The sequence below is a fragment of the Campylobacter gracilis genome (assembly GCF_018374135.1).
Classification (GTDB): Bacteria; Campylobacterota; Campylobacteria; order Campylobacterales; family Campylobacteraceae; genus Campylobacter_B; species Campylobacter_B gracilis_A.
In genome coordinates this window covers 1-24,739 of record NZ_JAHAFS010000019.1, presented here as the reverse complement: position 1 = coordinate 24,739, position 24,739 = coordinate 1, and the positions used below count along the sequence as shown (strand labels likewise).

Annotated in this window: 21 protein-coding genes; 12 read left to right on the top strand and 9 right to left on the bottom strand. The window is 43.9% G+C overall.

Going from position 1 to position 24,739, the window contains the following annotated elements; genetic code table 11:
- The first annotated feature begins 227 nt into the window (after positions 1-227).
- Positions 228-1,157, top strand: a complete 930-nt coding sequence (locus tag KH703_RS08935) for a ribose-phosphate pyrophosphokinase (protein ID WP_005873085.1) — start codon at positions 228-230, stop codon at positions 1,155-1,157.
- 848 nt (positions 1,158-2,005) lie between these two features.
- Positions 2,006-2,755 (top strand): hypothetical protein, encoded by a 750-nt coding sequence (locus tag KH703_RS08930; protein ID WP_304295521.1) that lies wholly within the window; start codon positions 2,006-2,008, stop codon positions 2,753-2,755.
- 236 nt (positions 2,756-2,991) lie between these two features.
- Here the strand turns inward: KH703_RS08930 and KH703_RS08925 are convergent, their stop codons facing one another.
- The 7 genes from KH703_RS08925 to KH703_RS08895 form a co-directional block, all read right to left on the bottom strand.
- Positions 2,992-3,480 (bottom strand): DUF6882 domain-containing protein, encoded by a 489-nt coding sequence (locus tag KH703_RS08925; RefSeq protein WP_304295519.1) that lies wholly within the window; start codon positions 3,478-3,480, stop codon positions 2,992-2,994.
- Positions 3,481-4,271: 791 nt separating this feature from the next.
- Positions 4,272-6,068, bottom strand: a complete 1,797-nt coding sequence (gene lepA / locus KH703_RS08920) for a translation elongation factor 4 (RefSeq protein ID WP_304295518.1) — start codon at positions 6,066-6,068, stop codon at positions 4,272-4,274.
- A gap of 385 nt (positions 6,069-6,453) precedes the next feature.
- Positions 6,454-13,212 carry a hypothetical protein gene (locus KH703_RS08915; protein ID WP_304295517.1) on the bottom strand — a complete coding sequence of 2,253 codons (6,759 nt, stop codon included), beginning with the start codon at positions 13,210-13,212 and terminating at the stop codon, positions 6,454-6,456.
- Positions 13,213-13,393: 181 nt separating this feature from the next.
- Complete coding sequence (raiA, locus tag KH703_RS08910; protein WP_304295515.1) at positions 13,394-13,936, bottom strand: ribosome hibernation-promoting factor, HPF/YfiA family; 543 nt, start codon at positions 13,934-13,936, stop codon at positions 13,394-13,396.
- Positions 13,937-13,951: 15 nt separating this feature from the next.
- Positions 13,952-14,437: a hypothetical protein gene (locus KH703_RS08905; RefSeq protein ID WP_304295514.1), complete on the bottom strand. Its 486-nt coding sequence runs from the start codon at positions 14,435-14,437 to the stop codon at positions 13,952-13,954.
- 1 nt (position 14,438) lies between these two features.
- Positions 14,439-15,431, bottom strand: a complete 993-nt coding sequence (locus KH703_RS08900) for a type II secretion system protein (RefSeq protein WP_304295513.1) — start codon at positions 15,429-15,431, stop codon at positions 14,439-14,441.
- 16 nt (positions 15,432-15,447) lie between these two features.
- Positions 15,448-16,224: a type II secretion system protein gene (locus KH703_RS08895; RefSeq protein WP_304295512.1), complete on the bottom strand. Its 777-nt coding sequence runs from the start codon at positions 16,222-16,224 to the stop codon at positions 15,448-15,450.
- Between the two features lie 251 nt (positions 16,225-16,475).
- Between KH703_RS08895 and KH703_RS08890 the strand changes: the two genes are divergently transcribed.
- The 6 genes from KH703_RS08890 (at position 16,476) to KH703_RS08865 (ending at position 21,192) form a co-directional block, all read left to right on the top strand.
- A complete protein-coding gene (locus KH703_RS08890) occupies positions 16,476-17,123 on the top strand; it encodes an outer membrane protein assembly factor BamD (protein WP_295152470.1) in 648 nt (215 codons plus the stop codon).
- A gap of 8 nt (positions 17,124-17,131) precedes the next feature.
- Positions 17,132-19,645 carry an endopeptidase La gene (gene lon / locus KH703_RS08885; protein WP_304295511.1) on the top strand — a complete coding sequence of 838 codons (2,514 nt, stop codon included), beginning with the start codon at positions 17,132-17,134 and terminating at the stop codon, positions 19,643-19,645.
- Positions 19,646-19,921: 276 nt separating this feature from the next.
- On the top strand, positions 19,922-20,092 hold the full coding sequence (locus tag KH703_RS08880) for a hypothetical protein (RefSeq protein ID WP_304295509.1): 171 nt from the start codon (positions 19,922-19,924) through the stop codon (positions 20,090-20,092).
- On the top strand, positions 20,089-20,799 hold the full coding sequence (locus tag KH703_RS08875) for a hypothetical protein (RefSeq protein WP_304295506.1): 711 nt from the start codon (positions 20,089-20,091) through the stop codon (positions 20,797-20,799). Before KH703_RS08880 ends, KH703_RS08875 begins: the two co-directional genes overlap by 4 nt.
- Positions 20,799-20,990, top strand: coding sequence for a DpnD/PcfM family protein (locus KH703_RS08870; RefSeq protein WP_304295505.1), 192 nt, complete (start codon positions 20,799-20,801; stop codon positions 20,988-20,990). The genes KH703_RS08875 and KH703_RS08870 overlap by 1 nt, the downstream gene beginning before the upstream one ends.
- A 7-nt stretch (positions 20,991-20,997) precedes the next feature.
- The gene (locus KH703_RS08865; RefSeq protein ID WP_122863220.1) at positions 20,998-21,192 is read left to right on the top strand and encodes a DpnII family type II restriction endonuclease; all 195 of its coding nucleotides are present in this window, start codon (positions 20,998-21,000) and stop codon (positions 21,190-21,192) included.
- Here KH703_RS08865 and KH703_RS08860 read toward each other — a convergent pair.
- Positions 21,148-21,444, bottom strand: coding sequence for a DpnII family type II restriction endonuclease (locus KH703_RS08860; protein WP_304295504.1), 297 nt, complete (start codon positions 21,442-21,444; stop codon positions 21,148-21,150). The genes KH703_RS08865 and KH703_RS08860 overlap by 45 nt on opposite strands.
- Positions 21,445-21,462: 18 nt before the next feature.
- Here KH703_RS08860 and KH703_RS08855 point away from each other — a divergent pair, with 18 nt between their 5' ends.
- Both KH703_RS08855 and KH703_RS08850 read left to right on the top strand, forming a co-directional pair.
- Positions 21,463-21,819, top strand: a complete 357-nt coding sequence (locus KH703_RS08855; protein WP_304295503.1) for a DpnII family type II restriction endonuclease — start codon at positions 21,463-21,465, stop codon at positions 21,817-21,819.
- Positions 21,812-22,627: a site-specific DNA-methyltransferase gene (locus tag KH703_RS08850; RefSeq protein WP_304295502.1), complete on the top strand. Its 816-nt coding sequence runs from the start codon at positions 21,812-21,814 to the stop codon at positions 22,625-22,627. The genes KH703_RS08855 and KH703_RS08850 overlap by 8 nt, the downstream gene beginning before the upstream one ends.
- 194 nt (positions 22,628-22,821) lie before the next feature.
- Here KH703_RS08850 and KH703_RS08845 read toward each other — a convergent pair whose 3' ends face one another.
- Positions 22,822-22,965, bottom strand: a complete 144-nt coding sequence (locus tag KH703_RS08845; RefSeq protein WP_304295501.1) for a hypothetical protein — start codon at positions 22,963-22,965, stop codon at positions 22,822-22,824.
- A 230-nt stretch (positions 22,966-23,195) separates the two neighbouring features.
- Here KH703_RS08845 and KH703_RS08840 point away from each other — a divergent pair, with 230 nt between their 5' ends.
- Together KH703_RS08840 and KH703_RS08835 are read left to right on the top strand one after the other, a co-directional pair.
- Complete coding sequence (locus KH703_RS08840; protein ID WP_304295500.1) at positions 23,196-24,095, top strand: DMT family transporter; 900 nt, start codon at positions 23,196-23,198, stop codon at positions 24,093-24,095.
- Between the two features lie 13 nt (positions 24,096-24,108).
- Positions 24,109-24,531, top strand: a complete 423-nt coding sequence (locus KH703_RS08835) for a Sua5 YciO YrdC YwlC family protein (RefSeq protein ID WP_304295497.1) — start codon at positions 24,109-24,111, stop codon at positions 24,529-24,531.
- Positions 24,532-24,739 lie beyond the last annotated feature (208 nt).

Here is a 24,739-nt window from a genome sequence, read left to right as displayed (position 1 = left end):
AGGCTCCGATGACCCGCGCGTATCGACTACAATCCAAAGCCAAATTTCACCCTAGTAAGACCGCGGCAAGCCGAGCCGCCCTGGAATTTTAAAGAATTTATCTCACAAATGTGCGGCGGTCCGTGATGCTCGCTTATGAATTTTACGCAAGCGCGACGGGCAAATTAGCTAAAATTTAGCGCTTTTGGTGTAGAATTAGAGCAAATTTCAATCCAAAGGTCATCAAAATGCGCGGATATAAAATTTTCTCCGGCACCGCAAATCCCGAATTTGCCAAAAAAATCTCCAAATATCTCTCACTACCCCTTAGCGAGTGCGCGATCAAAACCTTCAGCGACGGCGAAATCAGCGTCCAGATCGGCGAGAGCGTACGCGGTAAGGACGTCTTCGTCATCCAGCCCACATGCGCGCCCGCAAACTCCAATCTGATGGAGCTTTTGATCCTAACAGACGCTTTGAAGCGCTCCAGCGCGAACTCGATCACTGCGGTCGTGCCCTACTTCGGCTACGCTCGCCAAGACCGCAAAGCAGCCCCGCGCGTACCGATCAGCGCGAAGCTCGTGGCAAATATGATGCAGACGGCAGGGATCGATCGCGTCGTCACGATGGATCTACACGCGGGGCAGATCCAGGGCTTTTTCGACGTGCCCGTCGATAACCTCTACGGCTCACTGATATTTTTGGACTACCTGAAAGAGAAAAATTTAAAAAATCCAATCATCGCTAGCCCCGACGTGGGCGGCGTCGCGCGCGCCAGAAGCTTCGCCAAAAAGCTCTCGCTAGATCTCGTCATCGTCGATAAGCGCCGCGAGGAGGCGAACAAAAGCGAGGTGATGAACATCATCGGCGACGTCGCGGGCAAGGACGTGATCCTAATCGACGATATGATCGATACCGCGGGCACCATCGTCAAGGCCGCGGGCGCGTTTAAGGAACAGGGCGCGAAGAGCGTCAGCGCGTTTTGCACGCACGCCGTGCTAAGCGGCCCGGCATATGAGCGCATCGAAAGCGGCGCGCTGGACGGCCTCGTCGTGACCGACACGATCCCGCTGAAGCAGGAAAGCGACCGCATCAAGGTAATCAGCGTCGCTCCGCTTTTCGGTGAGGTCATCAGGCGCGTATATCACGACGAGAGCGTAAATAGTTTATTTAAATAAAATTTTAAAATTTAAAGCGTTGTGCGGTTTGTTTTAAACAGCCGCGGGAATGCGAACAATAGGCATCTTATAATAAAAGATCGCGGCTCGGTCGCAAATCAAGCGCTTACGGCGGTGGGCTCTAAATTTATAGCGTTTTAGCTCGCTGCCGATTTAACTTGTGGATTTAACTGCGACGCGAAATTTAGCTTCTACGCGGTAAATTTAACTTCTGCGTGGCATTTACTCCGCGCGGCGGAAAATTTAACTGCAATCGCAGAGCAAATTTGCCGCACTAACCGCTGTAAGTCGCATTTTAATCCGCCGTATTAACTCCGAAAAACTGCGTTTTAAATTTGCCGTAAAATTTTCTGCATATTTGATGAGATCGCGCAGCGCCGCTACGCTTTAAATTTATGATAATTTGCCGCGCATTCGCTATCTGTCCGTGCAGCTGCGCTTCCGTAAAGCTTCGCATCCTCTAAATCGTGCAAATCACGTTTTTAAATTTCGCCGCGAAATCCGCAGCCCGCGCCAGCAAGAATGCACCCGCCGATCGCATTTAATTTTGGCGCCGAAATTTTTTATATTTTAGAGTATTGTAAGACTCAAAATGCCGTGCTTATCGAGCGCTTGCCGCTCTTAACGGAGTAGCTTCGCCTGCAAAGCTTCTGTAACGCTTTATTGCGATCTTAAGCTAGACAGCCAAATTTCAATTCCTTTAAATTTGAGATCCGCTTAAATTTCAAAACCTCTTCAAATTTGAAATTTAATCCGAATTTGATCTGAAATTTTATAAAATTCCACCGTTTTAAACGGGCTTAAAAGCGCGCACAAGCTGTTTTGAAACCCTGAAATAAAGGAAGCTAATGCCTACTTTTACTACCAAAGATTATAAAGCCGTCCTTCGTAATCGCGGCTCACGAACCACGAGCACAGGCGGATTCAGCGTCAAAAACGACAATTCCTTCATCGTGATCTTCTCCGTTACGATGATGGCTTTTATATTTTTTTACGGCGTTTTAACCGGGCTTGATTTAGATAAGCTCTTTTTCGCAGAAAGTCGTGGAGGAGGGCGTTACAGTAATGGGCTATTAGGACTTATAATCGCCGGCGTAGCTTGGTATCAAGGGTGCGACGGTGGCGGGCTGTTTAAATTTAACGACCACGCAATTACCTTTGTTTCAAACGAGCGCAAGAGCGAAATTTTGCTCTTTAATATCGACTACATTAGGCTCACTCCAGGCTTTTTGCGCACCTGCACCGGCTACACGGCGCTTAGCCACTCCCGCTACGTAAAACACGAGCGACTCTTTAAATTTGGAATCGGATCGATGATCGTGCTATGGCTAGTAGGTATCGCCATGAGCGAGCGCGTGGGGATGGCGTTCGTGATAATGGTCGCGGGCGCCGCGATCTTTTTCTTCGCCAAGGCGCTCTCGTCGTGGCGGCTAAACGGCGACTTTCACGACATCTTGCTGCGCGACACCGTGCTGATCCGCGGCAAGGATCTAAACGACCGCGTGCTGTGGTTTGCGATCACGCCCGGTCGCAACGACCGCCGCAGGCTACGCGCCTATTTCAAAGAGCATCTTGATTTTGACATCGACGGCGGCTGATTTTGGTTTAAAATTTAAAGGCTCAGGCGCGAATAGAGTAGAGGAATTTTACGACGTAAAATTTTAAGGCAAATTCCACGCGGCGGAATTCCGCGATGCAAATTCTACCGAGCAAAATTCCGAGGCGTAAAATTCTACGATATAAAATTTACATAGCAAAATTTCGCGGCGTAAATTTCAAAGCCGCGAATGCACGGCGCGAGATTTGCGGCTCTATACGGCAAACTTCACCTCGCTTAGCCGCCCCAAATTATCGAACGAAAAGAGCGCATCATTTTAAAATTCGCTACGATCTTGCCCGCCTCTTCGCTAAATTTCGTGCCATTTCTCATCAAAAGCGCCCCCGATAAAACGGCGTGATTTAGCTGAAACGCGCCTGTGTAATCGCGCACCAAAGAGATGAGATCGCTTGCGTCCATACCGCCTCTGATCGTATCATCTGGCGTCACGCACTCGCCTGCTTCAAAAGCTACAAACACCGCTCCGCCGGCATGCGGGCAGCGGTAGTAGATTGCGGGCTCCTGCGATAATCCGCACGCGATCACGCTTAGAGCACGCCCGTCTATCTCCTCGCTTAGTGTAAGCTTAGGCGTGCCAAGCTCCGCTAGCCCGTGCCGCAAGCCAAAACCGCGCACATCTCGCGCAAGGGCAAGCAGCCGCTCATCGAGGCGGTTTATGTTCTCGTACCCCCACAGCCACGTGCGGCTGCCCTGCCGATATACCAAATGGCGCGCGGCGCATCATCGCCGAAACTGATCTTGCCGCGCTCAAAATCCACAGAGCGGCGCCTGCCCTTTACGATCAGTTCTCTTGCACCCTTGCACCGCAACCTAACATGCCAAAAACAGATCGGTAAAGCCGCTCCTATCCACGCCTAAGCGGTCTAAAAATTTCATTTTTCTCCTTTTTTTACGCCGATAAATTTAGCACTTTTGCTGGATTTTTATCGGCACGCCCTATTATACGCCGCGCACGCCGTTTTGCTATAAAACACTCGCGCTACGGAATTTCACGCGGCGCGCAGGAAAATTTAATCAAATTTTATAAAGTCGGGGCGGATAAAATTTCATAGCGGGCGCCGCCCAGATAGAATTTTGCAGAAGGCGACGGGCACGGCGAGTGCAACTGTAGGAGATGACGGGCGCGACCGCAATGATCGGCTGGCGGACATAAAATTTAAACCGCTCGCGGAATGTTAAATTTGAAAGATGAAATTTTAGCCTAACGGCAAGCGGCAGAATTCTACGACCGAGCAGTGAACGCTAGAACTTAAAACGGCGCAAAACGGGCGCGCAGCAGCGAATGTATCAGCTCAGGCGGCGAGCGATAGAGTTTAAACGCCGTGCAGTCATAAAATTTAAATCGTCTCTTAGGATCGTGAAATTTAAAGACGAAATTTCATACCGAACGGCGAGCCGCTAAATTTAAACGCCCGAGCGATCGTCAAAATTTAAAAGCAAATTTTACAGCCGCGCGGCAAAAGATGAAATTTAGATCACCCGCTCAAGCATAAAATTTAATCGATCTTCAGCACGCTCAAAAACGCCTCACTCGGCAGATTTACCTTGCCGATTGCTTTCATGCGCTTCTTGCCCTCTTTTTGCTTCTCGAGCAGCTTGCGCTTGCGCGTGATGTCGCCGCCGTAGCATTTGGCGGTCACGTTTTTGCCCATGGCGCGGACATTTTCGCGAGCTATGATCTTGTTGCCGATGCTCGCTTGGATCGCGACTTCAAAAAGCTGCCGCGGCACGATCTCCTTCATCGCTTTGACGAGGTCGCGCCCCTTGGATTCGGCCTTTGAGGCGGGTACGATGATCGAGAGCGCATCGACCGCTTCACCAGCGACGCGGATGTCGAGCTTTACGAGATCGCCGCGCCTGTAATCGATCGGCTCATAATCAAAGCTCGCATATCCCTTGGTGCAGGACTTGAGCTTGTCGTAAAAGTCCATTATGATCTCGTTTGTAGGCACGTCATATTCGAGTAGGACACGCTCGGGCGTGATGTAATCCATCTTGGTTTGGACGCCGCGGCGCAAATTTAAAAGGCTGATGAGATTGCCCAAAAACTCGCTCGGGGTGATGATAGTCGCCCTGACGTAGGGCTCCTCGATGCGCTCGATAAAATTTGGCGCGGGAAGCTCGCTGGGGCTATGTATCCGCACGCACGAGCCGTCCGTGAGATACACGGCGTATGTGACGGTCGGCGCCGTGGCGATGAGATCGAGATCAAACTCGCGCTCGAGCCGCTCCTTTACGACCTCCATATGAAGTAGTCCCAAAAACCCGACACGAAAGCCAAATCCTAGGGCGAGCGACGTTTCAGGCTCATAGCTAAGCGAGCTGTCGTTTAGGCTGAGCTTATCCAAAGCGTCGCGCAGATCTTCAAATTTATCGGTCTGCACGGGATAGATGCCCGCAAACACAAAGGGCTTGGCCTTCTCAAAGCCGCCCACGGGCGCGGCGGCGCGTTTTTTAAAAAGCGTGATCGTATCGCCCACCTGCACGTCGGCGACGTTTTTTAGCCCCATTACTACGATGCCCACTTCGCCGCTGCTAAGCTCGCGGGCTTTGGCGGGCGCGAGCGGGTTGGGATACATCAGATCAAGCACCTCGTGGCGGTTCTCGCTACCCATGATATAGACCTCGTCGCCCTTTTTCAGCACGCCGTCGTAGAGCCTCGCGAGCGCGAGCGCGCCTAGGTAGTTATCAAACCAGCTGTCGTAGATAAGCGCTTTAAGCGGCGCGGCATCGTCCGTTTTGGGCGCGGGGATGCGAGTGATTATCGCCTCTAAAAGCTCCTTGATGCCCACGCCCGTCTTGGCGCTGACCTCGATCGCACTGCTACAATCAAGACCGATGACGTGCTCGATCTCATCTTTTACGCGCTGCGGATCGGCAGCAGGCAGATCGATTTTGTTAAGCACGGGGATGATCTCGAGATTGTGCTGTAGCGCGATATAGACGTTTGCGATGGTCTGCGCCTGCACGCCCTGGCTCGCGTCCACGACAAGGATCGCCCCCTCGCAGCTAGCCAGCGAGCGTGAGACTTCGTAGCTAAAATCCACGTGGCCAGGGGTATCGATCAAATTTAAAACGTATTTCTCGCCGCCAAGCTCGTACTCGAGCCGCACGGACTGCGCCTTGATCGTGATGCCGCGCTCCTTTTCGATATCCATAGTATCCATGATCTGGCTGCTCATCTGGCGTGCCTCGACGGCGTTGCACTCGCTAATCAGGCGGTCTGCGAGCGTGGATTTGCCGTGGTCGATATGCGCAATGATGCTGAAATTTCTGATATTCTTTGTTTTCAAGTGGCTTTCCCTGATGAAATTTTAAGCCGCATTGTGCCGAAATTTCATTTAAAAACGGGTAAATGAGCAGGTAAATCCATGAGATAAAATTTTATGCAATAAGCTAAACAGGCGGGGATTTATAAAATGAAATTTTAAAAAACAGTGTGCTGACGACCTTGGGTGATAGAATTTAAAAATACTATTAGCGAGATGCTATGCCGTAACTACATTTAACGACTAAAATCAGCTTGCAAAATCTTACACTAAAATTTCACACAACATATATGAACATTTTTTACTTAAAATAAAAGAAAACAAAAGATAGCAACGTTATAAAAAATTTAATAAAGGAATTTAAATCATGCGCCCATTCCAAGAGCGCATGATTTTATTTAGGATAAAACTACCAATTTACTCTACCACGATTCTTAGATTTATCTACGTCTTTAATCACCGTATTTTCAAAGTCCTTGCCGGTAACAAATTGACCAACATCATCCTCCTTATCACCTTTGACTTGACCTTCACCGGCCCAGTCCCCGGATTTACCAACTCTTAACTTAAAAAAGTTGTAATACTGAGGTACACCTGTTGTCGTATCAGTACTATTTACTAGTATATCTTGAATACTAGGAGTGTAAATCAACCATTCTGGAGTTAAGATGCGTATGGTATCCCAGCCCACTCTATGCAGCTTCACAGAAATGTTTTCGGTACCGCTATTTTCTACTTCAGGTCTAGTAATAACAACATGCCCCTTTTCCGATTTATATCTCTTAACAAAGATATCGCCAATGTTTGTCTTATTAGCATTTTTATTAGTATTAAGAGCAAATTTCAGCTTTCTAACGCCATCGTCAAAGCTAGCGTCACCGTCAACAGTTATACCGCTAAATATCGAAGTGGCTGTAGGAATTCCAGCGAGTGTAGAAGCTGGAGTAACGGCACAATTTCCATCCTTGCCACAAAACACCTTATCGAGAATACTTAACGACAGATTTTGGTTTCTATCACCTTTAACCTCGGTCAACTCGTCATTGATAAGATTTGCCTTACCGTATATGAACATTGCGCTAGTACTGATATCGTTATCCTTTATATATGAAGCCATATTGGCAGCACCTCCCGCCAAACGAGACACATATGTAGCAAAATTCTCATTAGTTATATCAATGCCGCCGACATTATATTTCTCATACGTGTTGTCTTTATTGGTATATGGAGCACTCGCAAAGCCATAACTTGCAGTATCGTTAACTAAGACTGAGCCGAATTTATCAAAATTCGTAGACTTACTTACGTCTACAGTGCCCGAAGGCTTATCGATGGTACTTGTAAAACTACTCGATCTCAACGAATAGGAATTCTCCCCGATCAATATATTGTCGCCATTATTAGAAAGCAACTCACCCATGTTATTAAATCTAGTCGGACGCATTCTATTATCCATAGATAATATATTGTAGTTAAAGTCGTTAACATATATTAATACAGGCCATTGAGGAGTCTTTTGCATTCTATCAAAATTGAAATAGATAACTGCCGACGAAGTCTTGCCTTCGTCAAACGCCCTACTCATCAATGTAAAATTTGGATTCTTAGGATTATGACTTAATCCCAAATTCTTATTGGACTCTTCAGCATTTAAAAAACCGCTCGTCAAATTTCCATTACTATAAAAATTCACGGCTAATCCTAATGGGATAGGCAGCATAGACTGACCACTACTAGTATTTACGTTAGTATTTTCTACATTATAATCTTCTTTATTTGTATTAGTTTCTATACTAGCAGTTTTTACATTATATTTATAGCATCTACTATCAAATCTTGAGCCCACCGTTCTACATTGAGCTTCAGTCAAAAACTGAGTACCTGCAGGTATTTGATAAACTGCGGTCGGAATATCAGGGAATGGCGCATAGTTCAAATTATTTGCCGTAGTCTTAGGTGCAAGTCCGCTGCCGTTAGCGCATCTAGGATCTGTCGAAGATGTACCCGAGCATACAAAACCAAAATTAAGTCTAATATTTGTATCGCTTGCAAACCCGCATACAGGCACATCATAATCTCTACCATCGTAACTTCCCGTTATAACCCTACCATCGTATAACGTAGCGACTACATCTTTATAAACCTCATCATCAAGATACGCAGTAGCTGTGAAATTTAATCTAGCTAAATTATCCAATTTAGAAGTAATCGCTTTGTTTGCGATCCCCAAATTTCTATTATCTATAACTACATTATTCTCAATAACCGGGGAATTGAAATACGTATAACCTGCACCACCAAAAGTAGTATTTACACCATCATTATTTAAGCTCTTAATGGACATAACTATACGCTGCGGTTTATATCGCAAGATCAGTGATAGATTATCGGCACTTTTATCGCCATCTAGTTTTATACCTACATCGCAACCAATTTTACCATCTTTATCGGGCTTATTGCTAGATGAGTTGAGGATACACTTTGCTTTCCAATCACCAGTAATACCGCCACCCAGATCCTTCTTTATATAAGTTTGATTTGCATATACATCGGTCCAACTATTATCATATATGTTAATCGCAGCATCGCCTACGTTATAGTAATTGAATATCTTACCTCCTTGTTGTCCGGTATAGACTAAAACTTTACTTTTACCTTTTGAATCAGGATTTTTTTGCGCTTCGGCAATTAGTTCATGTGGCGTATATTTCTTTGTTTCATTCGCTTTACCATCGCTAGAACTTAAATCACTTTTATAACCAAAATCCGCCCATAGACTAACTCCGGCTTTATCCCATATCCTAGCATACGAAGTATTGAACTTCTTGCCGTTAATTTCGCAAGTATCGGAGCTAGAGCCCAATTTGTTATTTTTAGTTGCTGCAGAGTCTCCTATGTATCCACTCAAATTATTTGCAGCGACATACCTGCCAGTAACTGCGTTAAATTTATAACCATAATACTGATTTTCTCTGCTTCCGCATGCCTCATCGGTAATTAACGCTTTATCAACATTTACAGGATGGCTAATGTTAACATAATACGATTGAGTAGCAAGAGATGAATAACACTGGCTAGATATAAATGGCTTAATATAAGTCAAATTCTCTCTGGTTGTAGTAGATATCTTCTTTCCATCATCGGAGAAATTAGCCGAATCACTAGTATAGCCGTTTCTATAAGAAAATCTTCTTATACTTAAATCCCCGCCTAGCGTAGGATTATAGTTAGGAACATTATGACCTTCTACGCTTTTAGCGGTAAAGACTTCAGTCAAAATATCAGCATTATCGGTATATTTACCGCCAACTCTTAGGTCGGTACTATGCATTATGCCCTTACTACTGACTGCTTTAGTAATATCTCCGCTAGCATCAGGTTTAACGAGCTTACCGTATTTGCTTAGTTTATCCATATCAACCTTAAAATATCCCGGTCTAATGGAAAATGAATCACTACCGCAAACATGAAATCTGCCATCTGCCGATACATTCGTACCCAGATACTTAGAAGCAGATCTGAACTGCTCCTTAAGCTTTTCTATCTCATCGTTGATAAGTTTACCATATTTTTTATACTTTGTTTCATCAATCTTTTTGGTAATATCAGGAGGGCAATCGGCTTCTGCTACACCCCACTTTTTGCATAATTGCTTTTTGTATTGTTCCAAAAAGTATATGTTGGCATCTTTAGTTACGGTCGTATCTATAGTGACATTAGGAGCCAAAGATAACTCTGCCGGCTCATAACTGATCATAAATGTAGCTCCTCTAAATGCATCGCCTATTTCTAAATTCTTTAGCCTTAAGAGCTTCTCGTCTTTGAATTCGTTAACTTTATGATCTATGGCGTAGCCAGAGCCGTTTAGTTTAAACGGAATTTTATACGCATCGGTCAAATATCTGCAAGCGCCTATTTGATCTGCTCTTATCAAAGATAAATACAGGTTACCCTTCAGACCGCTAAATTTCTGAAGCGCCCCATCTTCAGGTCCCGCATATGTAGCATGATCAGTTTCTGGTACTCGTTTATACCATTTTTCATACTCGGTTCCGGCAATTTCGCTCCATTTATAATATTTGCAAGTTCCATCAGAATTAGCTTCTACGCAAGCAAAAAAGCTTGACGGATTAGGTCTAAAAATCATATTTACGTCAAAAGGTAATTCCGCAGCTTGGGTGTATAGTCTATCATCTTGTTCTTTTGTACTATCCTCGAAATTCTTATTTACAATTTGCAAACCTTCTAGGACCACAACCCTTCTATTTTTAGAAGCTTTACCGCAAGGCTGCATCAACGAAGAAGGTCCATCTACTTTTTTACCTGCAATATCCATCTTATAGCTTACGCTATAACTAAGAGGTCTATAAATAGGATTTCTGCCAACCGTGGCATTAAATTCTACGAAAGCGCTTTCCCCCTTCTCGAGATTGCCTCCGACAGGTTGTCCATCCGCACCTATTTTTCCAGAATTTTTACCGACGAAAAATTTTAATACATTATTATTAGTGCTATTAAGTTGTCTATCTTTATAAGTATTTTCACTGACATTTGGAGAAGATGTAGCATTAGCCACATCAACTAAAGTTGAATAAGCACCTTTTTGATCGTCCTTAAGAAATACGTAGTTGGCATTCTCAATAGTGCCTGCTTTAAGCGTATTATCAATAGCCGATGTATTTAATTGATAGGTATTCCATGCGCCGAAATTTGGAGTTACATAAACACCTTCCGCAGTTTCGCCGTTACCGTCTTTATCCTTTTTGTTTTTAAACTGCACACGATAAAATAAATTCTCACCCGCAACAATGGCTTCATCAACACCCGCCTGAGGAATATTTTCTTGAGCCGTAGCGTTTAAAGCTTTTCTAAGACTTGTTTTTGGATCAAAAAATTGTACCCAACCGGCAGCATTATATATTTTTTCCTCATAGCATAGATTAGGAACATATAAGTCGGTAGATAATGCAATCATACTTATGAAATTTTGATCGGCATCGTGCCCTCGAAAATTAGCACCTATTTCTACATCGAGCACCGACTGCTTATTTGACATTTTATCACTTATATCAAATTCATCTAAGTCATAACCTATATTATATACAGTGCCAGTCGGATATTCATATTGATATTTTCCATTCGAATCCACTTTGAGTAATGATATGGAACCATCATAGATATTGGCATATTCTGGTGCGCCACTAACCGGCAAATTTACTTTACTTCCACTTAGGGTTTCAAACTTATTGGTCTTATTATTTTTGACACGCAGATATTCACCTGCCTCAATATTTTTTTCGCCGCCAAAGCCCAAGAAACTAATCTTTGACTGAACAGTACCAATTCTAGGCGTATAGAATCCTTGCAATTTAAAACCGACCTTCATTTTCTCAAAGCCTCCACTCCAAGGCATCAATGCTATGAAGTCCCCGTATATAGTTACATTTTTTGGCTTAAAGTATGTCTCAATATACTTATTGGCATCATCAAAGCTCTTAACAGAGCCAGTAATGCTAGCATCTGTTTGTAGATCTGCCACTAACTCATTTCGAGAATTGAGAGTTTTATCGTATACCAAGACAATGCCCCAACCACCATGGGAACCTAGTTTAACCGAATCAAATAGTTTGCCATTGATATAAATAATACCGAAATTGTCAGAACCAGTAGTAGTATTTAAATTTCCTACTGTAAAATCAATACTGTCTGAATAATCAACAAATTCCTTTTTTACTAGCTCGGTTATATCTTTAGAACAGTTATAATTCATACGAGTCTCGGGAACACGACCCGTATTCCATGCTACAAAGCCGTTACATTTATCTCTTTGGATATTAATTACATTGGTACCGCTGCCTTTAGAGCTTTTAATTCTGATCTGAGCTTTAGTATAATCCTTTATGTCTCTAAATCCGGCATTTTTATTTGCGTTGAATATATGCCCTTCCCAATAAAGTCTAGCATAAACAATATCCTTCTTTTTTATGCCTTTTGGTAGAAGCATTTTATTTCTTGAACTATTTCTAACGAAAGCGCCATCCTCTTTATAGTACTCAGTATTATCGTTATACATATAATCTTTATAATTATAGTCGCCTTTTTGATGAACTATAGGCTTACCGGTAAGCGCATAATCACCATATACATATGTACCTTCGCCTCCAAATCTAATCTGCGGATGTTGACCATTTGCCCAATCATCTTTTGGAACACCACTAAAATCAATAGCACCCCTATTACTATCAGATAAAATACGACCGTCATCAGGAACCTCATTTGGCTGAATTGTAGGCTCTACGCCACCAGTATGGTGATCGTCGCCCCCTGTACCGCCGCCGCCAGTATTATTAGGAGCGAATTTAACTATCGCTGTTCCATTTATAGGTTCATCCACCTTCGCATCATCCGCCGGATTTATATGAATATATACCTCATCACCAACATCTACTTGTAAAGACTTATTATCGGTAGCTTTACAATCTTGACTATCTTGATGTTTATCTACAGATACTTTATAGCCCATATAACTATCAGTAGAAATCGTGCCTTTACTAATAACTTTAATTTTACCGTAAAAACCAATATATTTTCCGTTTTTAAATAACTTTGCTCCTTGGAAATTATAAGATACTTTATCATATAAGGTAGCAGGGCTAACGGAACTATCTAGACCAACTCTAGTATTGCCAAATGACGAACATTTATTCTTATCAGGCGCATTAGCCGGAGCGTCCGGCGTAAATTTTATCGATGTAATAGTAGATTTTATAGGAGATCCAGTATCATTTACGAACAAAAAGTAAAAAGTCTCTCCCGTAGTTGATCCTACGGTATATTCCAAAGGCGACGTAACTTTTGACCCACTTGACTTAACAGAAACAAAACTATCCAAGTTTGAAGTGCTTGTCTTATATTTAAATGAACTATCGTCTATATAAAACGTACTATCAGGGGTTATCGTAATTTTCCCATTAGTAGGCACTGTAACTTTAAAATAGTATACTTCGCTAGCAGAATTTGGGATTATGAGATTACCACTAAGATTCGTAGTTTGCTCTACATTTCCTGTAAATGAAACTTCGGCAACTTTAGTTGCACCAAAAGCATTCGTGAAGAATAAAAACAAAAATACCAAAATAGGTACAAACTTATAGCTCTTTTTGTTCATGATACTACCCTCCGGTCAATAACATATTTACATGATTTTACATCTTTTTTACTTAAAAACTATAAATTTTAATAACTTTCAAGTAAAAAATAAGAAAAACGAAACTATTAGGCTGCGGTAAAGAGAATATATATCATATACCACAGCTAAATTTTAACGGTACCACGAATTAGCCAAAAGGCTAAAATAAACCAAACCTTCCATCCTTACGTTTATATAGTACTCTCATTTTAGCATCCATATCATTGAAAACCAAAAATTGATCGGTACTTTCTTTTAGTTTATTAAGTGCTTCGTCAATCTCTAGCGGTTTATAAAGTTCTAGCTCAGTAGGAACTATCTCGTCTATAGTTTCACTTTGATTTGACTCAATTGCTTTTACTGCCTCATTTAAAGCATTTTGTTTCATTTCATCGCGGTTTTTATGCGAATTTACTTTATCATGATGCCTACGTAGCACCTTGGATGCACGATCTACTACACTATCTATCGCAGCATATAAATCTTTATCTTTATGACGGATTACTACCGTATCTTTATGGGCCAAATTTAAAGAGAAATCTATTACAAATCCTTTGCGTCCCTGTTTCTCATCTGCAGATATTACACAGCGAATAGATACTATATCGAGATTATATTTACTTAAACTTTCAAAAGCATTATCCATATAACTCTTGATAGAATCTGTAAGCCCAAACTGCTTTCCTACTATACTCATATTCATGAAGTATCCTTTCAATTATGGTTTTTGTAGAGTCCGTCTATTATAAACTATAGGAACTGTACTGAATGCCGGCGTAGATCTTACTGTCACATCTACTAACGCAGCATGAGTAGTAGGAGTCGTTTGTGGCGTACCGCCTGCATTTAATAACCTAGTTCTGCCTATATTAGTACCACAATTAGTTAGGTTATCTAGATAATATATATTTACATTCATAATAAACCATGGTTCTTCAGAATTAGGATAAGTCAGTCTTACCCTCTCTAAACAGTTTGCACTATCATAACCTCCACCAGTTATCTGTCTCGGATATACATGTGCCTGCATCGCCATAACAGTAAATTCAGTAGCGCTCTGAGCCAAAAGTAAAGCTTGTTCTTTACCGTAGATAGTAGACGTATCTCTAGCCGTCATAGTAGCGATACTCAATGCCGTAAGCGCCGTAGTAGCTACCAATATTATAAAAAATACGGCGGCTATTAAACTAAAACCATTTTTCATCTCAAAATACCACCTGCGTTTTGCATATTATTAAATCGAGCTGCGATACATCAAAATTCCTACCACCATCTCTCATACATAATTTAAAGGCTAAAGCTCCGTTATCGTCTTTAAACCTAAACAAGCTAACGTCTTCGGCAATAATAGCGCTACTACTATTAGCATCATACCGCGTACCGGTCCAAGGTCTATAGTTATAAAAAAGTCTTAAATTAAAATTCTTACTACCACCCTCATAATTTACGGCTGCGCCCGATGCGTTTGTATACGTTCGTCGTACATTATCCGGCTGTATAGCATATCCAGTATGTGCTAAGTAGTACTGTTCCGAAATAGCATCTTTACCTAAATGCGCATATGCCTCATATGTTATATTTACTCTTTCATTGTTGCCCGTATTCCTACTCGCATTCGCCACCATATCAGCCCTACCTCCGTAACCAAAAGCATTTTGAATCCCACCATATCTACTATTAGAATCATCGATTTGAATATCTCTAAATATGATAGCAAAGTTTCCATCCGTATTAAATCGCAGTCTTTGAATAATATTAGAAACATCATTGAAATTGCTTCCCTGAGAATTAAAGCTATAAGCATTCGTTTCAGTTCCCGCGACAAATGAGTTCATGTCCATAAACCCGCTCCAGCCCACGTTATGGTTAGAATTAGAAGCATATTTACTCTCTATGCTCTGACCTATCCACTCTAAGGTGTCATGATCCGCAGTAGCAGACTCTATCGACGTAAAAGGACGATCGGCATTTTTTCCTTCGTCGTAAATTCTTGCTATAGTCGTGAAAGGAATTCTGTCTTCCAGCTTAGATGCTATAAGAGTAACCACATTTTGCGTCCTAGCCTCTAACTGATTCATGGCACGCACATGAACATACGATTTATAAACCTGAAAATATAGATCTGCGCCAAACATAGAAATTATACCCATAACTATAATGACGAAAACGAGCTCAATGAGCGTAAATGCATTTTTCATAATATACTCTTTAACCTTAAATATCATTAGAGCCGATATTGAATGAATATGATCGCAATGTCACATTCCTATCTCTATCATTTCTATCTACCGCCGTTACTTCTACTAATTTAATGTTCGTAGGAACGGAAGACGCTCGGATTCCTAAATTTGCTTCTATTGCTCTAGAATTTTTATAGCCTCCAGAAGTTGATGTAAGAGCGTCACTAACATACATCACATTAACGCTTACGTCAGTAGTTAATAAGAAATCGCCAGACGTTCTGTTAGGAATCCTTGCAGGATCGATCTGGGGTTTGTATACGATATAATCATCTACATCGTTATATCCTCTGCCGGTAGTATCCCAACCGTAAGATACGATACATTTAGGATCTGGCGCATTTGCACCGGTTCCGAAACAACGGCTTAAAGTAGGGGTGGCAGTAGATACCTTTCTAGTATTACCTATATTCTCGTGAGACGCCCCATTCCTATTAACAAGAGCAAGAGAGTTAAGATCCTCCGAATTTACTACCCTGGATAAATCAAATATTGGCACTGGCATCACCCTCGCACACTCGTTTAAATCATCAATACCCGTGCATGCCCCTGGGGCATTAACATAGCCGCTGTCCCAAGGCGCACGAATGATCTGTGTCATAGCCGTCTTTGCGTTCATCACTAACTCCTGCTTTATAGCAAATTCGTTAAGCCCCGCAGTCTGCGCAACGATACGCGGAATCGCCATCGTCGTAATCGCCAAAATCACGATAGTAAAGATCAGCTCGATTAGAGTAAAACCTTTTTTCATCTTACATCCTTTCTTTAAAATTTTGAAATTACGGAAACGCAAACTTACTCTGCGTTATCGGCGCTAATTATACTATTGTTAAACTTAAATTTAGAATTTATCGCGTAAATTTTTTGGTTTACAAAGATTTTTAAGCCCGAACGCACAAAAATTTTAAAGAAATTCCATTTTTAAATTTGGACGCGGAATTTAAGCTTGCATTTACTCAAAGACTATAAAATTACGAGCTAAATAAATTCCAAGGATTTTTTATGACAAATCTAAGTAAAATTCTATCCGCTCTCCTATTTATCGCGTTTATCGGCGGCTGCAGTGGCAAAGGCGACGGCGAGCTTTTTAATCTAAGCCCCGAGGCATGGTATTCTAAAATTTTAGAAGATATCAATAACGCCAGCATGGAGGATGCCGAGAAGCACTATACTAGCTTTTCTAGCGAACATATCGCTTCGCCTCTGCTTGAGGAGATGACGCTCATTATGGCGTGGGCATTCGTGGAGGATGAAAACTACGAGAAAGCAAACAAATACCTAGACGAATATATCCGCCTCTACGGTACGACGCAGAAGATCGAATACGCGAGATTTCTAAAAATTAGAGCAAATTTTGATTCCTTTAGCCGCCCAAATCGCAACCAAAAGCTAATGCTAAACAGCATCGACGAAATTCGAAAATTTATAGCTGAATACCCGCAGAGCGAGTATCGCCCACTACTTGAGACGATGCTAACAAAGCTACGCCTTGCCGAGCATCAGCTAAATATCGACATCAAAGACCTTTACCAGCGCACCGACCGCGAAAGTTCTGCTAAAATTTACGAGCAGCGCATCGAAGAGTCCCCGTTAAACGGCACCGACGTAATCAAACCGCGCTCGCCTTGGTATCGCGCGATTTTTGAGTAGGAGGAGCGATGCAACTGATGCAAAATACAACATTCCCGAGCGATCTGCCTATTATCGTCGAGGACGAGCTATTTTTATATCCCTTTATGATAGCGCCCCTTTTCATCGGCGACGAACATAACAAAAAAGCCCTCGATCTAGCCGCCAAAAACGAATCTATGATAATGGTCGTAAGCTCAAAGTCGGAATTTAGCGGCGATAGGAGCTTCGGCGGCATCTATAATGGAGGCGTCGTGGGCTCCGTTATGAGAACCGTACCGCTTCCCGACGGTCGGGTTAAAATTTTATTCCAAGGCGCGCTAAAAGGCAAAATCGTAAAAGAAATTTCGCAAGATCCGCTGGTCGCTACCGTCGATATCATCCACGACGAGCGCGGCAACGATCAAAAATTAGACGCGCTGGTAAGCGTGCTAAAGGAAAAAACCAAGACGCTTAGCACTCTTACGCATTTTTTCCCGAACGATCTGTTAAAGACCATCGACGACGGCACCGACGCCGCGCGCGTTTGCGACCTAATTTTAAGCGCACTGCGTCTAAAAAAGCAGGTAGCCTACTCGTTTTTTACCGAGAGCAATTTGCAAAAGCGCCTTTTCAACCTCATCAACTACATCTCCGACGAGATCGAAGCGCAGAGGCTCGAAAAGGAGATCAAAAGCAAGGTTCATTCCAAGATCGACAAGACGAACAAGGAGTATTTTTTAAAAGAGCAGCTCAAACAGATCCAAAAGGAGCTCGGCGGCGACGCCGATCGCGACGTCGAGATCGAGGAATACCGCAAAAAGCTGGAAGCCAAAAAGCCCTATTTGGGCGAGGATGCCTACAAAGAGATCAAAAAGCAGATCGATAAATTTGCCCGCCTCCATCCGGACAGCGCCGATGCGGGGCTTGTACAGAGCTATCTGGACTGGGTGATTGAAGTGCCGTTCGAAAAAGCGGCAAAGCACAAGATGTCCATCGAGGGCGTCACCGCGCAGCTAAACAAAGACCACCACTCTCTGCAAAAGCCCAAGGCGCGCATCGAGGAGTATTTCGCGCTGAAACAGCTTTTAGAGCTTCGCGGCACAAGCAGCAAGAAGAGCAAAGAGGACGGCAAAAACGGCGGCGCGATCTTGTGCTTCTACGGCCCTCCCGGCGTAGGCAAGACGAGTCTTGCAAACTCCATCGCGACCGCGCTTAAGCGCAAACTCATCCGCATCGCTTTGGGCGGGCTTGAGGACGTAAACGAGCTACGCGGACACCGTCGCACCTACATCGGCGCGATGCCGGGTCGCATCGTGCAAGGGCTCATCGAGGCAAATCAGATGAACCCCGTCATCGTGCTTGATGAGATCGATAAAATTTCAAGCTCATACAAGGGCGATCCAACGGCGGTTCTGCTTGAAATTTTAGACCCCGAGCAAAACTCGAGCTTTAGGGATTATTATCTAAATTTCAATATCGATCTTAGCAAGATCATCTTTATCGCCACGGCGAACGACGTATCTCTCATACCCGCGCCGCTGCGCGATAGGATGGAGTTTATCGAGCTTAGCTCTTACACGCCGCAGGAGAAATTTCAGATCGCTAAGGACTATCTGATCCCTCAGGAGCTGCAGCGCCACGGCTTAAAATCAGCCGACGTAGCAATCAACCCCGCCGCCCTTTCCGAGATCATCGAAGAGTACACGCGCGAAAGCGGCGTGCGAAACCTGCGCCGCCAGATCGCAGCGATCTTCCGCAAGGTCGCGGTTAAAATTTTAAAAGACAAAGAATTTAGAAAAATCGTCGTTACGACGAAAAATTTAAGCGAATTTCTAAATAAAAAGGTTTTCGAGATCGACGAGGTCGAAAAGTGCGATCAAATCGGCATCGTAAACGGACTTGCGTGGACCGCGGTAGGCGGCGACGTGCTCAAGATCGAAGCGGTCAAGATCAAAGGCAAGGGCGCAATGACGATCACGGGCCAGCTCGGCGACGTGATGAAAGAATCCGCGCAGATCGCCTTTAGCGTCGTAAAGGTGCTTATCGACGAGGGCAAGCTCAAAGCGGCTCAAGACGCGAAGGCGGGCGCGGCAAAAGCCTCACGCGCGGGCAAAAACTCCGCATTGCGCGCAAATGGCGGCGCAGCGTCTAAAAGCCCTGTAGCGGCACAAAATTTAGGCGCGGAGGAAAATTCCGAAAGCTCAGAGCAGATTTATAACAAATTCGACCTTCACATCCACGTGCCCGAGGGTGCGACGCCAAAGGACGGACCGAGCGCGGGTATCACGATGAGCACGGCGATCGCGTCGATTTTAAGCGAGCGCAAAGTGCGCGCAGATCTGGCGATGACGGGCGAGATCACGCTAAGCGGCAAGGTGCTGCCGATTGGCGGGCTCAAAGAGAAACTCATCGCCGCGCACAAAGCCAAAATCGCCGAAGTGCTGATCCCGCGCAAAAACTACGAGCGCGACCTAGCGGAGATCCCGGACGAGGTCAAAAACGATCTGAAAATAACGCCCGTAGAGCGGATCGAAGAGGTGCTGAAGCTGGCGCTGGTCTAAAAATTTTAAGCGGCGCTTTAAATTTTAGTCGCTTTAGCCACTTTAGCCGCGCGCTCCGGCGGAATTTTAAAATATTTGTAGCGGCGTTTTTTATTGCACAACTGGACATTGACGCGCTTGCGGCAAAATTTCTTGTAACGATGTGACGAACGTAAAATTTCGTAGAATTTCGCATACGCGCGATCGCGTAATGCTGTAAAATTGTAAGACAGTTTAAAATTTCAGCTTCACTTTTAGCGTAAAATTTTATAAAATTTACCTCGCAAAAGGAATAAAATGTTTGATTTTAAAAAAGAGTTTAGACAGCTTTACGCGCCAAAGCAGACGCCGCAAATTTTAACCGTCCCGCCTGCAAATTTCGTCTGCGTCCGAGGCGAAGGCTTGTTTAATGTGAAGTTAAATTTTATCCGAGCGTTAGCGGCAACAAAAACGGATAAGCAAATATGAAACAAAAAGATTTCGTGATAGCGGCAATGATAGAGCTTGGCGGTGCGGCGACTCTATCACAACTTTATTCTGCGACCGACGTTAGCTCATGGCCGACGAGAACGCCATTTGCTTCTATACGGCGTATCGTGCAAGAAAATGCGGAGTTTTTTAAGATTCGCCCGGGTCTTTGGGGCTTAAAGTCACTTGAGACGCAAATTTTAAATGAGTTTGAAAGTGGCGCGAATCCGCGAGATAGCTTCACTCACTCCTATTTTCAAGGCCTTATCGTAGAGATCGGCAACCTGCGCAAATTTCAAACCTATGTGCCGCCACAGGATAAAAATAAAAGCTTCGTCGCAAGCAAAAAGCTGGACGACCTCACTTCGCTAAAGGCGATTTACGAATTTGCCTACCCGAGCATACTAAATAAGGCACGCAGCGTCGATGCGATCTGGTTTAACGAGCGAAATCTACCTTACGCGTTTTTCGAGGTCGAGCACTCGACGGACTTTAAAAATTCTCTTAATAAATTTTACGAACTTCAGGACTTTAACGCCAAAATGTTTATCGTCGCGGATGAGGGCAGGTTGAGGCAGTTTCAAAGCGTGATAAGCGCATCGATATACAAAGATATTGTTGGCAGCGTGAAATTTGCGAGCTACGAAAGCATCGCCAAACAATACGACTTAGAAAGCGAGAGCGCGAAAGTAAAAATGGGGATTTGATGAAAGAATTTGAAGTAGAGATTGCCGAAACTTTGGCGAAAAAGGTTGTAATTAAAGCGAAAAATAAAGAAGAAGCGTGTAAGATCGCGCGGACGGCTTACGAAAACTGCGAGATCATTTTGAGTGCAGAGGATTTCGTCTGCGCGGACTTTAAAGCGACGATCGCGGACGAGCCGAAAACTGAAATTTAGGAATTTTATGGAACCAAATTTAACGAAATTCGATGACTTTTTACGCTCACTTAGAAAAACAAATGCAAGCCTTGACTACTTTACCGACTTTGAAAAATGCGGCAAAAATCTAAAAGCCGTTTCTATCAAGCTCCACACGCTTGATTTTTTACTCGGTTCAAAGGATTTGAAAACAGATATTTTCACTTTTAAGATACTCTGAAATCGTTCGCGCGAAATTTACGCCTCCGCGATTTTTTCGCGCGTTCGTATCGAGCCCAACTTCTACGCCAAATACGTAATCGTGCAAATTTTTAACCTTTCCGTCCGTAAAAATTTTATCTAGTCCGCTTTCTTGGCAAAACTCATAGATTTTTTCTGGACTTTTAAAATACATTCCAAGTTTCGTTAGCTCACCGTTAGCCGCTATCACGTCCGTGTTTTTATCGCGAACGGCAATGAGTAAATTTAGCACATCAAAACACCCTTTGTTTTGCCAGAAAAGAGTGAAAATATCTGCTTTCAAACCGAGGTCAGCAGTAGAAATTTTGCTCTAAATTTAGGAAGCGATCAAAAGATTTTCGATTTCGTTATTAGCGCAGGCGGCGTAACATATCTGATCGAGGCGAATTTTTACGGCACGGGCGGCTCGAAGCTAAATGAAGTCGCAAGGTCTTATATCGAAATAGCACACAAGATCGCGCTTTGTGGCGGATTTAAATTTATCTGGATAACCGACGGACAGGGGTGGCTGGCGGCTAAAAACAAACTGGAAGAAGCCTACAAAAGCGTTAAAATTTATAATCTCGCCACGCTTTATTACTTTATAAAAGAGCTTAAAAATGTTTAAGTTAGCCGATGATTTTAAGCTTTTTAGAGGCGATTGCTTCAATATTTTGCCTAAATTTAAAGGCGAGTTTGACCTCATTTTTGCCGATCCGCCCTATTTTCTCTCAAACGACGGACTCAGTATTCAAAACGGGCAAATCGTAAGCGTAAACAAGGGCGAGTGGGACAAAAGCTACGGCATCGACGAGATAGATAAATTTAATCTCGAATGGCTTGCGCTCGCCAAAGATGCACTCACGAATAACGGCAGCGTAATGATAAGCGGGACGTATCATAATATATTTTCAATCGGTCGGGCGCTGCAAAAGCTGGACTATAAAATTCTAAACCTCATCACGTGGGCGAAGACCAATCCGCCGCCGAATTTTAGCTGCCGCTATCTCACGCACGGCTCGGAGCAGATCATCTGGGCAAGAAAAAGTGAGAAATTTAAGCATATTTTCAACTACGAGCTAATGAAAAAGCTAAACGGCGACAAGCAGATGCGCGACGTGTGGAACTTGCCCGCGATCGCGCCGTGGGAGAAGGCGTGCGGCAAGCATCCGACGCAAAAACCGCTGCCGCTTTTGGTGCGGTTAATTTTAATGGCGAGCACTCAAAATAGCGTCGTTTGTGATCCTTTTGCAGGCTCTGCGACGACCGGCGTAGCTGCGAATTTGCTAGGACGAAAATTCGTAGGTATCGAAAAAGAGGACGAGTTTATAGATATTGCCATAAAACGCAAACGCGAGCTGGACGCGAATTTCGCCAAATTTAGGCGAAAGATTGCAGATTTGCGACTATTAGAACAAGAGAGTTTGAAATTTTAAAATTTAAGCGTTTGAATTTTAGTGCGCTTTTTGCTTCGCAAATTTGTAACCGCAAAAGAAATATACGTTGCTAGTTTTAAAATTTTAAGCTTCGCAGGCTATTTGTTATTCGCCGCGTTTGCTACCGTCTTTTTCACTCCGCTAAAGTAGCTTACGAGTAAGAGGAAACTCCAAGCTGCGGCCTGAGTTAATTACTAAAAAACTGCAAATGCAAGGTGAAGTAAGGATGGGGGTTTGCGTGCGATTAAATTTAAAACCGCCTCATATAGCTGCGCGATATTTTCACTCATCTTTTCGCGTTCAAAATTTACAATACAACCTCGAAGATTATTTTGCAATGCCCTCCTTATCCATCCGCTCAAATTTAAAATTCTCGCCGATTTCGTCAAAATTTAGCCGCCGTATATTACGCCAGGATGCGTCCAAATTTAAATCTTTGCCGATTTTTGCTGCATTTGCCTAAATTTAACTCCGCCTACCTTACTCATCGCGCCGCGCTCAAACTCCCAAATTTAACCCCAGCTTAAGCATAAGCTTATATACTTTGGCTTTAAATTTAAGGCGGTAAATGAGATCTCAGAGCGAATTTTTTGGCGTTTTCATCACGCTTCTTGGCGGCGTATTATGGGGCTTTAGCGGCGTTTGCGGGCAGTATCTGTTCACGCAAAAAGGCGTTAGCGCCGACTGGCTCGTGCCCTACCGCCTAGGCCTTGCGGGGCTCGCGATGACGGCGTATTATTTCGCTCGCTCGCCGCGCCTAGCCCTCGCACCGCTAAAAGATCGCGCGCTTTTGCCGCAGCTGCTCATCTATGCCGTATTTGGGCTCATGATGACGCAGTATGCGTATTTTTACAGTATCGAGCTCTCAAACGCCGCCGTCGCGACCGTGATCCAGTACTCCGCCCCTGCGCTCATCCTCGCCGTCGTTTGTTTTTTGGAGCGACGCGCGCCCAAAAAGGTTGAGCTCATCGCGCTTATCTTGGCGGTGCTGGGCGTCATGCTACTCGCCACCCACGGCGATCTGGGCTCGCTCGTTATCAGCTCGGAGGCGCTGGTTTGGTGCCTGATTAGCGCGCTTGGCGTCGTGGTTTACAGCCTCATACCAACGAAGCTAAATCAAAAATACCCCATTGCGCTAAATTTAGGCTGGGGTATGGTTATCGGCGGCGGCGCGCTTGCGCTTTATACGCGGGTTTGGCGGCTTGGGGGCGTGAGCGACGCGGACGGCTTTGCGGCGCTTGCCGCGGTGGTGATCCTTGGCACGATATGCGCGTTTAGCTTTTACATGACGGGGCTAAAGATAATAGGCGCAAGCAGGGCGAGCATGATAGCGTGCATCGAGCCGGTGAGCGCCGCGGCGTTTGCCTATTTTTGGCTGGGGACGGAGTTTGTGTTTCTTGATTTTGCGGGCTTTACGCTCATTATCTCGTGCATATTTTTGCTGGCTAAAGACAGGAAAAAGGCGTAAATTTGGAGGAGAGATGATCTATTTGGCGCAGACCGATACGACGGCGGGATTTTTGAGCAAGGATTTTCGCGAGATAAACGCGCTAAAACGCCGAGCCGTAGACAAACCCTGCCTCATAACGACGGCAAAGTTTAGCGAGCTAAAAAATCTCGCTCGCGTGCCCGCTAAATTTAAAAATTTAGTGCGCCGCGCGAGGAAAACGACGTTTTTATATCAGAACTTCAAGGCCGTGCGCGTCGTGAAAGATTGCGCTCACGAGGAGTTTTTGGGGCTATTTGACTGGCTCTACTCCAGCAGCGCAAATTTAAATGGACAAAACTTCGACGAAACCTGGGCGAGGGCGGCGGCTGACGAGGTCGTGGATCAAAATTTCAGCCAAAACGCAAGCTCGAAAATCTATAAAATTTCAAAAACTAAAATTTTGCGGATTAGATAGAGCTGTATTCAAAATTCACGCGCAAAGAGCGCTCAAAAAAGAGGCGCTAGTTTATAAATTTAAGCGACTTTGTAAATTTAAATGGCTCTATAAATTTACCGAACCGTAAAATTTCGTCACATATAAACCTCGCAAATACCGTCTGGAATTTTAAAAAATCGCGAAAAGATCACGACAGACTCGTCGAAAAATCATATAAAAAGCTGTA